This window comes from Isoptericola croceus (assembly GCF_029382255.1).
GTDB classification, from domain to species: domain Bacteria; phylum Actinomycetota; class Actinomycetes; order Actinomycetales; family Cellulomonadaceae; genus Isoptericola; species Isoptericola croceus.
In genome coordinates this window covers 134,837-146,898 of record NZ_JARLLG010000007.1, presented here as the reverse complement: position 1 = coordinate 146,898, position 12,062 = coordinate 134,837, and the positions used below count along the sequence as shown (strand labels likewise).

12 protein-coding genes and 1 tRNA gene are annotated in these 12,062 nt (G+C 73.5%); 8 read left to right on the top strand and 5 right to left on the bottom strand.

What is annotated here, in order from left to right; genetic code table 11:
- Positions 1 to 22 precede the first annotated feature (22 nt).
- Positions 23 to 98, top strand: a tRNA-His gene (locus tag PZC42_RS15495).
- Between the two features lie 142 nt (positions 99 to 240).
- On the opposite strand, the gene PZC42_RS15490 is transcribed toward PZC42_RS15495, so the two are convergent.
- The 3 genes from PZC42_RS15490 to PZC42_RS15480 form a co-directional block, all read right to left on the bottom strand.
- Positions 241 to 711 (bottom strand): hypothetical protein, encoded by a 471-nt coding sequence (locus PZC42_RS15490; protein ID WP_277212450.1) that lies wholly within the window; start codon positions 709 to 711, stop codon positions 241 to 243.
- 254 nt (positions 712 to 965) lie between these two features.
- A complete protein-coding gene (locus tag PZC42_RS15485; protein WP_277212449.1) occupies positions 966 to 1,874 on the bottom strand; it encodes an ATP-grasp domain-containing protein in 909 nt (302 codons plus the stop codon).
- Between the two features lie 24 nt (positions 1,875 to 1,898).
- A complete protein-coding gene (locus PZC42_RS15480; RefSeq protein WP_277212448.1) occupies positions 1,899 to 3,374 on the bottom strand; it encodes a dihydrolipoyl dehydrogenase family protein in 1,476 nt (491 codons plus the stop codon).
- A gap of 230 nt (positions 3,375 to 3,604) precedes the next feature.
- Between PZC42_RS15480 and PZC42_RS15475 the strand changes: the two genes are divergently transcribed.
- From PZC42_RS15475 to PZC42_RS15455, 5 genes are read left to right on the top strand one after another with little or no spacing between them, the layout of a single operon-like run.
- On the top strand, positions 3,605 to 4,225 hold the full coding sequence (locus tag PZC42_RS15475) for a biotin transporter BioY (protein WP_277212446.1): 621 nt from the start codon (positions 3,605 to 3,607) through the stop codon (positions 4,223 to 4,225).
- A 2-nt stretch (positions 4,226 to 4,227) separates the two neighbouring features.
- A complete protein-coding gene (locus PZC42_RS15470; protein WP_277212444.1) occupies positions 4,228 to 5,679 on the top strand; it encodes a class I adenylate-forming enzyme family protein in 1,452 nt (483 codons plus the stop codon).
- The gene (locus tag PZC42_RS15465; RefSeq protein ID WP_308199842.1) at positions 5,676 to 6,764 is read left to right on the top strand and encodes an acetyl-CoA C-acyltransferase; all 1,089 of its coding nucleotides are present in this window, start codon (positions 5,676 to 5,678) and stop codon (positions 6,762 to 6,764) included. The genes PZC42_RS15470 and PZC42_RS15465 overlap by 4 nt, the downstream gene beginning before the upstream one ends.
- Complete coding sequence (locus PZC42_RS15460; RefSeq protein WP_277212443.1) at positions 6,761 to 7,441, top strand: energy-coupling factor ABC transporter ATP-binding protein; 681 nt, start codon at positions 6,761 to 6,763, stop codon at positions 7,439 to 7,441. The genes PZC42_RS15465 and PZC42_RS15460 overlap by 4 nt, the downstream gene beginning before the upstream one ends.
- Entirely contained in the window at positions 7,438 to 8,166 is a 729-nt protein-coding gene (locus PZC42_RS15455; protein WP_277212442.1) for an energy-coupling factor transporter transmembrane component T family protein, read from the top strand. The genes PZC42_RS15460 and PZC42_RS15455 overlap by 4 nt, the downstream gene beginning before the upstream one ends.
- Here the strand turns inward: PZC42_RS15455 and PZC42_RS15450 are convergent.
- Both PZC42_RS15450 and PZC42_RS15445 read right to left on the bottom strand, forming a co-directional pair.
- Positions 8,060 to 8,743, bottom strand: coding sequence for a response regulator transcription factor (locus tag PZC42_RS15450; protein WP_277212441.1), 684 nt, complete (start codon positions 8,741 to 8,743; stop codon positions 8,060 to 8,062). The two genes, PZC42_RS15455 and PZC42_RS15450, sit on opposite strands and share 107 nt — an antisense overlap.
- Complete coding sequence (locus tag PZC42_RS15445; protein ID WP_277212440.1) at positions 8,740 to 10,728, bottom strand: GAF domain-containing sensor histidine kinase; 1,989 nt, start codon at positions 10,726 to 10,728, stop codon at positions 8,740 to 8,742. Before PZC42_RS15445 ends, PZC42_RS15450 begins: the two co-directional genes overlap by 4 nt.
- A 198-nt stretch (positions 10,729 to 10,926) precedes the next feature.
- Here PZC42_RS15445 and PZC42_RS15440 point away from each other — a divergent pair, with 198 nt between their 5' ends.
- Both PZC42_RS15440 and PZC42_RS15435 read left to right on the top strand, forming a co-directional pair.
- The gene (locus PZC42_RS15440; RefSeq protein ID WP_277212439.1) at positions 10,927 to 11,421 is read left to right on the top strand and encodes a hypothetical protein; all 495 of its coding nucleotides are present in this window, start codon (positions 10,927 to 10,929) and stop codon (positions 11,419 to 11,421) included.
- Positions 11,418 to 12,038, top strand: coding sequence for a hypothetical protein (locus PZC42_RS15435; protein ID WP_277212438.1), 621 nt, complete (start codon positions 11,418 to 11,420; stop codon positions 12,036 to 12,038). The genes PZC42_RS15440 and PZC42_RS15435 overlap by 4 nt, the downstream gene beginning before the upstream one ends.
- Positions 12,039 to 12,062: the final 24 nt, after the last annotated feature.

Here is a 12,062-nt window from a genome sequence, read left to right as displayed (position 1 = left end):
GGCACTCGTTGTCGCAGCCATGGTGGCTATAGCTCAGTCGGTAGAGCGCCTGGTTGTGGTCCAGGAGGTCGCCGGTTCAAGCCCGGTTAGCCACCCCACGAAGAACGAGGCCCGGGCCTCGGTCGAGGTTCGTCCTTGACCGAGGCCCGGGCCTTCTTCGTGTCGCGGGCGGGGTGCTCTCCGCTCTGCGGGAGGACCATCACCTCTGGCACTCTGCGGGCCGACGCCTTGTCGGGATGATCAGGCTCCGGGGCCTGGCCGAGCTGATCGTCGAGTGCGGCGGACCTGCTCACCCAGGCGTTGGGACCCCCGGTGCTGCTCAACACTCTTGAGCCGGCCGAACGGTGGAAGCCCGGTCTCAGCCCTGCACATGAGCACGGTGACGACACGGTCGACCACGAACAGCCCGCCCATCGCCCACATCCCGGCGGGGGCGCCGAGGCGCCGGTACTCGTTGGCGATCGCGACGTGCAACGCTTCTCGGCCGACGAGCGCGGGCCAGCGGTGACGCGGCCAGGCACGACCCGAGGAGAGTATCGCCGCGCCGAGGGCGAGATCCGCAAGACCGATACCCCGCGCACGTCGAGCCGACCCCGACAGACCCAGCAACCTTCCGAAGCGGTCGGGAGCGACGCTCAGCCCCGCCCCGATGGTCACCGTCGTCACACCGATCGCGTCTGCCAGCGCATCGACGAGCCGGGAGCGTTCCATGGCATGGACATAGGGCATGCCCACGACGCCGAGTCCCCCGCTGACCGGCGGGTTCTCTCGCGCCCTGCCGGCGATTGTGGTCGGGTAGGACGTCGGAACCACCGCACGGGAGGCACAGCCCATGATCGAGTTCCGCTCGGTGACCAAGACATACCCGGACGGCTCTTCGCGCGGTCGCGCTCACGGGCGCTGGGCGCTCTCCGCTTCCGGTCTGACGACCGCGCGAAGAGGACCTCCCTCCCTCCCTGCCGGACTCACCCCAGGCGGGCGACGACGGCGTCCGCGAGCGCCGCAGCGGTCCCGGCCCCGCCGTCGTGCTTGAGCCACAGCGACGGCTCGGTCAGCTCGAGCTCGATGACCGTGGGCGACTCCTCGCCACCGACCAGGTCCACGCGCGCGTACAGGAAGGGTTCGTCGACGCCGAGCTCGGCGCGCGCGACGGCCAACGCACGGCGGGCCACGTCGACCTCCGCGTCGGTGGCGTCGACCGGCCGCATCTTCTCCTGGGCGTAGAGCCCCTGCGTGGGCCGGCTGGGCCCGGTGAGCAGGGCGTTCTTGCGCACGGCGTGCCGGACCTCGCCGTCGACGAAGATCACGCAGGTCTCGCCCTGGGTGTCCACGCTCGTGACGTACGGCTGGATCATGACCGCCCGACCGTCGTCGAGCAGGGTCTTGGCGTGCTCGATCGCCAGGGCACGCGACGCCGCGCTGACGGGCTGGTACCGGCCCGTGTCCTTCGCCCCGGCCGAGACGACGGGCTTGACGACGAAGTCCCCGAAGGCCGGCAACCGGGTGTGGATCGCCCGCTTGGACAGGTGCCGCTCGGGGTCGAGCCAGATGGTCGGGATGACCGGCACCCCGGCGGCGTCGAGCGCCTGCAGGTAGGTCTTGTCGGTGTTCCAGGCGATGACGTCGGCGCTGTTGGCCAGCCGCGGCACGGAGCGCGCCCACGCGATGAACTCGTCGCGGCGCGGTGAGTAGTCGTAGGTCGAGCGCACGACGACGAGATCGTAGGCCGACCAGTCGACGTCCGGGTCGTCCCACACCACCGGCTCGGCGGTGACACCGCGAGCGGCGAGGGCGGGGACGAGCGGACGCTCGTCCGCTTCGAGGTCGGGCAGGACGGAGCAGGTGGCGAGTCCGACTCGCTTCGTCGTGGTCACGGCGCCGAGCCTATCCGCTGGGCGTCACAGCCCATATTCCTCGGCGAAGCGCAGCCAGACCTCCGAGACGGTCGGGAAGGCGGGCACGGCGTGCCACAACCGGCCGAGGGGCACCTCACCGACGACGGCGATCGTGGCCGCATGCAGCATCTCGCCCGCGTCGGGGCCCACGAACGTGGCACCGAGGAGGACCTCGCGCTCGGTGTCGACGAGCACCTGGGCACGTCCCGCGTAGTCCGGTGAGGTGACCCCCGCCCCGGAGACGGCGGACAGGTCGTAGGCGACGGCGCGCACAGGCAGCCCGGCAGCGCGGGCCTCTGCCTCGGTCGGCCCTACCCAGGCCACCTGGGGGCGGGTGAACACCACCTGTGTCCGGGCCCCGTGGTCCGCGCTGGCCGCGTACCGCGTCCAGGAGCGCTCTGGGGCAGGTCGCATCTCGGCGGCACCGTTGTCGGGGCCGTACAGCGTGGCGACGACGTCCCCGGCGACCCGGGCCTCGTACTTGCCCTGGTGGGTCGTCGCGGCGCGCCCGGTGACGTCGCCGCAGGCGAACAACCAGGGCCGTCCCCCGGCGGCGGTGGCCGCACCCAGCACGGCCATGGAGTCGTCGGTGCCCAGCGGCGCGTCCGTCGCCAGCCCGACGCTGTCCAGCCCGACGTCCCCGGTGCGGGGGCGCCGCCCGGTGGCGACGAGCAGCTCGGCGGCCGTCACCTCCTGCGTCCCGCGGCCGTCCTGCACGGTCACCGTGACCGGGCCGCCGACCTCCGGGCGGGAGACCTCGGTCGCCTCGGTGCCGAACCGGACGTCGACCCCGGCCTCGCGCAGCGTGTCTGCCACGGCGTCGCCAGCGAACCGCTCGGCACCGCCCAGCAGCCCGCGACGGGCCAGGAGAGTCACGCGGGTGCCGAGGTCCGAGTACACCGTCGCCATCTCGCAGCCCACCACCCCGCCACCGATCACCACCAGCGACTCGGGCACCGTCTCGACGGCCGTCGCCTCGCGCGAGGTCCAGGGGTTCGCCGCGACGAGTCCGGGCACGGGCGGCAGCACGGGCGCGCTGCCCGTGGCCACGATCACGGCGCACCGGGCGTGCAGGAGGTGCGTCCCGCCGTCGTCCGCGACCCCGGGCTCGGGGGTGACCTCGACGGTCCTCTCCTCCACCAGCCGGCCGTGGCCGCGCACCAGGGCGATGCCGGCCAACTCGAGCCACTTCACCTGGCCCGAGTCGTCGCCCTCGCCGGTCATCTCGTCACGCCAGGCCAGGACGGCCGCGGCGTCGAGCGGACCGGGATCGGCCACGCCGGGCGTCGCCCGCGCCGCCGCACGGGCCGCACCCGGCCGCAGCAGGGTCTTGGACGGGATGCAGGCCCAGTACGAGCACTCCCCGCCCACGAGCTCCGCCTCGACGACGGCCACCGACAGTCCGGTGCGGGCGGCGCGGTCCGCCGCGTTCTTCCCGACCGCGCCGGCACCGATGACGATCACGTCGTACGTCTGCATGCGGGCATCGTCGCGTGCCTACCCCGCGGCCGCCACCGCGTCATCGCCTTGGCCACTGTCCCCACCCCCGGCCCAGGTGGTTTGGTGGATCCCGCAACCGCTTGTGCGTATCGTGCACGACGCCGTCCCGCGGGTGGGCACCCGCACCGGCGCCCCGCGGCGGGCCGGGCCAGCAGAGTGGGGTGCACCGAGCGAGACACCCTGTGACAGCCCTGCGACGAGGAGCATCGATGACCGAGACCACCGGCACCCCCGGGACCGCCCACAAGACCCGTGAAGGCACGCGGCGCGGGCTGGACGCCGCGGACGCCGCCCGGGTCGCCACCTTCGCCGCCCTCATCGCGGTGCTGGGGCTGCCGGGAACGCTCAGCCTGTTCGGCAACGCCGTGCCGATCACCCTGCAGACCCTCGGGGTGATGCTCGCGGGTGCCGTGCTCGGTGCCCGCCGCGGAGCGCTCGCGGTGCTCACCCTGCTGGCGCTGGTGGCTGCCGGGCTTCCGCTGCTGGCCGGGGGGCGCGGCGGTCTCGGCGTGTTCGTCCTACCCTCGGCCGGATACCTCATGGGCTTCGTCGCGGGTGCCTGGGTCGTGGGGATGATGGTCGGCCGGCTCCGCAAGGTCACCTTCGGTGGGGTGCTCGTCGCGGCGCTCGTCGGGGGCGTCGCCGCGATCTACGCGTTCGGCATTCCGGTGCATGCCCTGGTCACGGGAATCCCGCTGCCCCAGGCCGCCTGGTTGTCCCTCGGGTTCCTGCCCGGCGACGTCCTCAAGGCCCTCGCCTGCGCCGGGATCACCGTCGCCGTCGCCCGCGCGTACCCCGCGGCCCTGCGGCACCGCACGCAGGAGGGCTGAGGGTGCCGGTCGCCCACCACGTCCTGCAGCGCGCGGCCGGTCCCGGCAGGGACCGGCCCGCGCTGCGCCACGACCGGCGGACCCGCACGTACGCGGAGCTCGCCGCCGACGTGCGCGCGGGCGCCGAGCACCTCACGGCGACCGGCACCCGTCCCGGCGACCTCGTCGCCCTGCTGCTGCACGACCCGCTCGACGCCGTCGTCGGCCTCCTGGCGGTCGACCTCGCCGGCGGGACCGGCCTGCTGGCCGACCCCGCCTGGCCGGTGCACCAGCGCGCGGAGGTGCTGCGCTCCCTGACACCCGCCGCCGTCGTGCACGTCCCGCTGCCCCGCGCCGCCCCGGCGGCGTCCCGTCCGCCGGTGCCCGGTCCCGGCTCGGCTCCCGACGACGCCGACGTCGCCTGGGCCGGGTTCTCCTCGGGCAGCACCGGCCGACCGCGTGCCGTGGCCCGCACCCGCGGGTCCTGGACCCGGTCTTTCGACGACGTGACCGCCCTGACCGGCACCCGGCCCACCGACACCGTGCTGGTGACCGGGCCGCTGGCCAGCTCGCTGCACTGCTTCGCCGCCGTGCATGCGCTCGCCGTCGGTGCCTGCGCGCACCTCGCGCCCGGGCCGACGGCGACCTGCGCGGCACTCGCCACGAGCGACGTGGCCCACCTGGTGCCGTCGCGACTGGACGACGTGCTCGACGCCCTGGACGCCGGCATGCCCTCGCGGCTGCGCACCGCCGTCGTCGGGGGCGCCGGCCTCGACCCGGTCCAACGCGATCGTGCCGCCACGCACGACCTGGACCTGGTCGCCTACTACGGGGCGGTCGAGCTGAGCTTCGTCGCCGTCGACACCGGCGACGGCCTGCACCCCTTCCCGCGGGTCGAGGTCGCTGTGCGCCCCCAGCCCGGCACGAGCCTCGGCGAGGTGTGGGTGCGCTCGCCGTGGGTGTCGCAGGGCTATCTCGCCGGCGCCCGCGGACCCTTGCGGCTCGAGGACGGGTGGGCCACGGTCGGCGATCTCGCCGAGGTGCCCGACGGCGCAGGTCCCGACGGCGCGGACGGTGCGGTCGTCCTCGGGCCCGGCACCGGGCCGCTGGTGCTGCGCGGCCGGGGCGACGGCGCCGTCCTGACCGCGGGGTCGACCGTGGTGCCGGAGGACGTCGAGGCCGCGCTGCGCCCCGTGCCCGGGGTGCGGGACATCGTCGTGGCCGGGGCGCCGCACCGCCGACTCGGCGCCGTCGTCGTGGCCGTCGTCGAAGCCGACGACCGCCCTGGGCTGCGCGCGCACCTCGAACGGGTGGCCCGCGCCACCCTGGCGCCCGCCCAGCGGCCGCGCCGCTGGTACCGGCTGGACGCACTGCCGCGCACCCCCAACGGCAAGCCGGCCCGCGCCGCGCTCGGCGCACGCGTCGCCGGGTCGGACCCGACGGCGCAGGTCGGCGACCTCGAGGTCCTGCGGTGAGCGTGGTCGTCGCCGCCCGCCGCACCTGGGTCGGGGTGGCGGGTCGCGGCCACCGGCGTGCGGACGAGACGACCCTCGCGGCCGCGGTGCTGGCCGCCGCCGCGCAGGATGCCGGGCTGCGTGCCGTGGACGACGTGGTGCTCGGCAACGCGGCCGGCCACGGCGGGAATGTCGCTCGGCGGGCGGCGCTCGCCGCCGGGCTCACCGCCCCGGGGATCACCGTGGACCGGCAGTGCGCCTCGGGACTGGCCGCCGTCGCTGTCGGTGCCGCGCTCATCGACGCCGGGCAGGCGCGGGCGGTGCTCGCCGGCGGCGTCGAGAGCGGGTCGCGGGCTCCGGCCCGGGCGCACGGATCGCTGTCCTACGACCGCGCCTCGTTCACGCCGCCGCCGTGGGCCGACCCAGGTCTCGGGGTCGCGGCCGACCGCCTGGCCCGAGCCCGCGGGATCGACCGCGAGCGCCAGCACGCGTGGGCCGTCCGCTCGCACGACCGGGTGCGAGCGGCTCACGCCGCCGGCCGGTTCACCGCCGAGGCCGTGCTAGTTGGCGCCCTCGCACGCGACGAGCAGGCCCGGAGGCTCGACCCGCGGGTGCTCGACCGGCTGCCCGGGGCGTTCGTCGCAGGCGGGTCGGTGACAGCGGCCTCCGCCGCCCCGGTCGCCGACGGTGCGGCGGCCGTCGTCGTCGTCCCCGACGGCGTCCCGGGGCTGCGGGTGCGAGCCGTGGCCACCTGCGGCACCGACCCCGCCCGGCCGATGCTCGGTCCGGTCGCGGCGGTGCGCGCGGTGTGCGCCCGGGCCGGCGTCACGCTCGACGACGTCGCGGCGGTCGAGCTCGTGGAGGCTTTCGCCGTCCAGGCGCTCGCCGTGACCGCGGACCTGGGGGTCGCCGACGACCGGCGCTGGAACGCCGATGGCGGCACCCTGGGCCTCGGGCACCCTTTCGGGGCAAGCGGGGCCGTCGCGGTGGTGCGGCTGTTCGCCCGCCTGGTCACGGCGGGGGCGCCCACCGGCACGCTCGGCCTGGCGACCGCGGCCGCCGCGGGCGGCCTCGGCGTCGCGCTGCTGGTCGAGGTGGTCCGATGACCGAGGTGGTGCTGGACGCCGTGCACGTGCGTCACGGCGACCGCGAGGTGCTGCACGGGGTCTCGCTGCACCTGACCGAACGCCGGGTCGCCGTCATCGGGGCGAACGGGTCGGGCAAGTCGACCCTGGCGCGCCTGCTCAACGGGCTGGTCGTCCCGACGTCGGGCCGCGTGCTCGTCGACGGGCTCGACACGCGCCGCCGTGGCCGCGAGGTGCGCCGCCGGGTGGGGTTCGTGTTCACCGACCCCGACGCGCAGATCATCATGCCGACCGTCGCCGAGGACGTCGCCTACTCGCTGCACCGCTCGGGGCTGTCGAAGGCGGAGGTGGCAGCCCGGGTCGCGACCGAGCTCGACCGGCACGGCCTCGCCGACCACTCCGAGCACCCCGCTCACCTCCTCTCGGGCGGGCAGAAGCAGCTCCTGGCCCTGACCAGCGTGCTGGTCACCGAGCCCCGGCTCGTCGTGGCCGACGAGCCCACCACCCTGCTCGACCTGCGCAACACCCGCGCCGTCGCCGACCGGCTCGCCGCGCTGGACCAGCACGTGGTGCTCGTCACCCACGACCTGGACCTGGTCGCGGGCTACGACCGCGTCCTGGTGATCGACGGCGGACGCGTGGTGGTCGACGACGTCCCCGCGGTGGCGGTGCCCGCCTACCGCCGGTTGATGGCGTGAGCCCCCTGCACCGGCTCGGGGCCGGTACCAAGCTGGCCGGGCTGTGCGTGTGCTCGATCGCCCTGCTGGCGGTGCGCTCGCCGGCCGGGGTGGGTGCCGCCGTCGTGGGCGTGCTGGTGCTCTACGCCCTGGCCCGGCTCGGCCCGCGTGCGCTGTGGTCACAGGTGCGTCCGCTGCGGTGGTTCGTCCCGTGCGTCGTCGCGGTGCAGTGGGCCACGCTCGGCCCGCTGGCCGCGGCCGTGCTGACCACCCGGCTCGTGGTGCTCGTCGCCCTCGCGGGGCTCGTGACCCTGACGACGCCGACCTCGCTCCTGCTGGCCGCCCTGGAGCGGGCGCTGCGTCCGCTGGGCCGCGTGGGGGTGGACGCCGAGCGAGCGGCGCTCGTCCTGGCGCTGGCCGTGCGCTCGGTGCCCGTGCTCACGGCGCTGGTGGGGAGCGTGCGCGACGCTCAACGGGCCCGCGGGCGCGAGCACGACGTCCGGGCGCTCGCCGTCCCGCTCGTCGTCGGCGCGCTGCGGCAGGCCGACGCCCTCGGCGAGGCGCTGCGGGCGCGTGGGCTCGACGACGAGGGACCGTCAGGCGAACCGGACGGGGCGGTGCCCGAACCCATGGAGGAACCTAGTTCTCCACGCCACGGGCACGGAGGAAGGTCAGCACGGCTGCTACCCGGCGGTGTGTCGCGTGCTCGTCTGCGGGCAGGGCCAGCTTGGCGAAGATCGCGTTGATGTGCTTCTCCACCGCAGACTTGCTGAGAAAGAGCCCCTGGGCGATCGCCGCGTTCGATCGCCCCTCAGCCATGGCCTGCAGAACCTCCCTCTCGCGGACGCTCAGCTCGCCGAGGAGGGTGCCGCGAGAGCTCTGCTCTCGCCCGAGCAGTCCTTCGACCACGACCGGGTCGACCACCGAACCCCCCGAGGTGACCTCTCGCAGGGCGCGAAGCAGCTCGTCAAGGTCGCCGACCCGGTCCTTGAGAAGGTAGGCGAGCCCGGCCGTGCCCTTCTTGAAGAGCTCGAAGGCGTACAGCGGGCTCGCATGCTGGGACAGCACGACCACCCCTACCCCCGGATGGGTGGCGCGGATCTGGTGGGCGGCGTCGATCCCCTCCATCTGGTGGCCCGGGGGCATCCGGATGTCGACGATGACGGAGTCCGGGCGCAGGTGGGTGACTGCCTCGTCGAGCTGGAGCGCGTCGGGCAGGGTCGCGACCACATCCACCACGCCCGATGACTCGAGGAGCCGCCGTGTGCCCTCGCGCACCAGGTAGTGGTCGTCGACGACGATGACCCGCATCGGCTCGATCATGTCGCGGCCGTGTGGACGGGGAGACGGGCGCTGAGCACAGTTCCGCTGCCGGGAGCCGGTTCGATCCTCAGTGTTCCGGCGAGGGCGGCGATGCGGTCGCTGAGACCCGCCAGGCCCCGTGGCTGCACGCTGTCGGAGCGAAAGCCGGTTCCGTCGTCGCTGATGCTGAGCTCCAGGTAGTCACCCACGGCATGCAGGCCGACACGCACGCCGGAGGCGCTCGCGTGCTTCAGCGTGTTCGCGAGCCCCTCGGTCACGAAGAAGAAGGCGGCGCCCTCGACATCGTCGTCGAACCGGCGCCGGCGCAGGCCAGGCGACGTCTCCAGGGTCACGTCGATCGGCAGCCTGCGGCAGCGGTCCTCGACCGCTTCGACCAGCCCGCCGTCGGTCAGTACCGTCGGATGGATACCCTGGGCCAGGTCGCGCAAGTCTCTCAGGATGCCTCGGGCATCGTCCTGCAGCTCGGCCAGAGGCGCGTCGTCGAGGTGCCCGTCTCGCAATCTCACCCGTGCCAACGCGAGCTTGGCGACGAGCGCGACGAGTTCCTGCTGCGTACCGTCGTGGATGTTCCGCTCGATCCGACGACGCTCTGCCTCGTGCGCGTGGACGATGCGGCCGGCGAGCCTGGCGTTCGCCATGAGGAGGCCGCTCTGCGCGGCGAGCGCGCACACCAGTTCGCGATCATCCTCGTTCAGCACGCCGGCTACCTTCGGCCCGCAGCGGATCGTGCCGAAGGCCTCGCCCTCGCGAGCAATGGGAACGGTGAAGGTGGCTTCCCCTCTCGGTGTTCCCGCTGTGGCCGCCGCGACGGGAGACAGCGACACCTCTGCCCAGCGCAGGCGCGCGGCCTTCCGCACCAGGTCGGCGAGGATCGGGGCGAGGTCCGCCGACGACGTGCCCTGCGTCGTCCGGTCGAACCCTGCGATGGCGCCCATCGGTGTCGGGCGCGCACCGAAGACCCACCGTTCGGCCGTCCGCTGCAGCCGGACGCGCGCGGGATTGAACACCAGTGCCACCACCACCGTCACGAGAACCGCGACCTCCACCTGGAGGAGCGCGCCGGCTGCCGCGAGGCCGAGTCCTGCGGCGATGCCCAGGTACAGCACGACGACGAGAACCGACAGCACTCCGTAGGCGAACCCTCGGGGGATCACGGCGTCGGTGTCGATCCATGCGGGCTGGGTCAGAGCGATGACCACGGTGGCAGGGATGAGGATCAGCGCGGCGGAGCTGAGCGTCACGAGCACGGTGCCGTGGGCCAGTGCTCCGGGACCGAGCAGCGGAAGGGCGACCCACGGCAGGACAGCGAACACGAGAGCCGACGACGACCCGAAGAGCATCCAGCGCAACTGACGGCGTACCGCCGGCTCCTCGCCGCGGTACCGCACCACGACGGCGATGATCGCGGCGACGACTGCCAGCGAGGCGATCGACCGCGCCTGGGAGGTCAGCGGGTCGAGCCAGCCGAGCCAGCGCACCGCGAACGGGTTCTCAAAAGGTCCGATCCCCTCATAGCTCATGGTCTCGACCGGGATGTGGCGTGCGCTCAGCAGCGCGACCAGCATCGGCAGGGGCAGCAGCCAGGTGACGGTGGCGAGGCGCCGTTGGCGCGCAGTACGAGGCACTCCTCGGGGGAACAGCCCGATCAGCAGGACGAGGCAGGCGAGGCCGGCCATCGACATCAGCGCTTCCCCTGCCAGCAGCGGGGCCATCCACGCCTCGACCCCGTTCACCTCGTGGCGCCTTGTCACGAGGACCTCGAGCAGCAGCGGAAAGCACATCGCACCCGCGGTGGCACCGACCAGCAGCCACGTGGTCCGGCTCTCCGGTCGGCGCCGCAGCAGGTAGATACCCGCCACCAGAAAAGGTGCCGGAACGAAGGCCATGTAGACGAGGGCCGTCCATGGAACCGGACGGGCACCCATCGCCAACGAGAACGAGACGACGAGCGCCACCGCAGCGAGTGCGGCCACGACCGACATCATGCGTCTCACTCTGCACAGTCTTGCGCATCGTCACGTCGGGCGCCCGGGTGCACACCACAGCCTGAACCACCCGGCGGCCTGAGGCCTGCTGCACCCCTGCGATACGGCAGGCACCGTTCAGCCGCGCGCCCAGGCGCTCTAGCGTCCGAAGGGAGCGTCGCCACTCCGGGCGGCACCGAGTTCACCGGGGAGAGAACGATGTCCACGAAGCACGAAGAAGAGACACGGTTCACGCACCGGCGGACGGGGCGCCGCTGGACAGGCATCGCCGCGATCGGAGCACTGCTGGCCCTGGTCACGAGCCCGCAGGGTCCGCTCGGTGGCTTCTGGGGAGCACCCTCGGTCGACGAGCTGGGGATCCAGGGCGGCGCTCTTGCCGCGCTGCTCGCGTACGGACTGCTCGAAGCGGTCGGATTCGGCCTCGGCCTCGCATGGCTGTTCACCGCAACCCCGATGCTGAAGCTCGGGCCGCTGGCGCGTGCCACCTATGTGTCGATGGCATGGCTGCTCGTCAGCTGGTACCCGCACGGCGCTCTGCACCAGAAGCTCGATCACCATGACTGGGCCGGACTCGCGAGGATCGAGTGGGGATTCCACGCGACGATGGTGGTCGCTGCCATCATCGTCGGCAACTACCTCTGGCGGGCCGGCGCTGTCGACGGTTCCGCACCGGCGCGGGAGTCACGGGCATGAGCGCCACGGCTGCGGCGAACCACGTCGACGAGAACGCCGGCGAGCGACTCACGGCGCGCCGCGTGAGACTGTTTCTCTGGCTCTCGCTCGCCGCAACAGCTGCTGGTGCGGTCTTCGGCGTGCTCTACTTCACCGTCGGCGGCATCTTCGCACCGATCAGTGATCTCGCCGGTGGATTGATGGGAGTCGCCCTCATTCCCGCCGCGCTGTCCTTCCGTCGCCTGACGGCGCCACGAGGGTGGCCCGCGACAGGTCGCACCGCAGCTGTCGGACTCCTCGGCGGGGCAACGATCATCGCCTCGTCCGCGGGCCTCGTCGTCGGCAACGCGCTCAGGCTCCAGGAGAGCGGGTTGCCCGTGCTCGTGGTGCAGTTCCTGGGTATGGGCATGCTGGGGGCCTGGGTCTTTCTGGTGTCGGCGACGGCACCCCGTCGTGATCTCTTTCGCCGCGGGACGGTCGTCGTCGGCCTGACGACGGGCGCCTGCTATCTCGTCGTCGGGCTGGGTGAGCCGATGCTGGGCTTCCCGGGCGTGCTCACCTACAGCGTGGGAGGCCTCGGGGTTCTCGGTTTCGTCCTCTGGGTCGTGCTGGCGACCAGGGACCTGAGGCGCTTCTAAGCCGTGCCCGGTCCATCGCGGAGC

Excerpts from the sequence above, each read along its gene's own strand:
- PZC42_RS15445 (WP_277212440.1), bottom strand. The coding sequence starts at position 10,728 with ATGATGTCGGTCGTGGCCGCACTCGCTGCGGTGGCGCTCGTCGTCTCG.
- PZC42_RS15480 (WP_277212448.1), bottom strand. The coding sequence starts at position 3,374 with ATGCAGACGTACGACGTGATCGTCATCGGTGCCGGCGCGGTCGGGAAG.
- PZC42_RS15475 (WP_277212446.1), top strand. The coding sequence starts at position 3,605 with ATGACCGAGACCACCGGCACCCCCGGGACCGCCCACAAGACCCGTGAA.
- PZC42_RS15435 (WP_277212438.1), top strand. The coding sequence starts at position 11,418 with ATGAGCGCCACGGCTGCGGCGAACCACGTCGACGAGAACGCCGGCGAG.
- PZC42_RS15490 (WP_277212450.1), bottom strand. The coding sequence starts at position 711 with ATGGAACGCTCCCGGCTCGTCGATGCGCTGGCAGACGCGATCGGTGTG.
- PZC42_RS15440 (WP_277212439.1), top strand. The coding sequence starts at position 10,927 with ATGTCCACGAAGCACGAAGAAGAGACACGGTTCACGCACCGGCGGACG.
- PZC42_RS15460 (WP_277212443.1), top strand. The coding sequence starts at position 6,761 with ATGACCGAGGTGGTGCTGGACGCCGTGCACGTGCGTCACGGCGACCGC.
- PZC42_RS15450 (WP_277212441.1), bottom strand. The coding sequence starts at position 8,743 with ATGATCGAGCCGATGCGGGTCATCGTCGTCGACGACCACTACCTGGTG.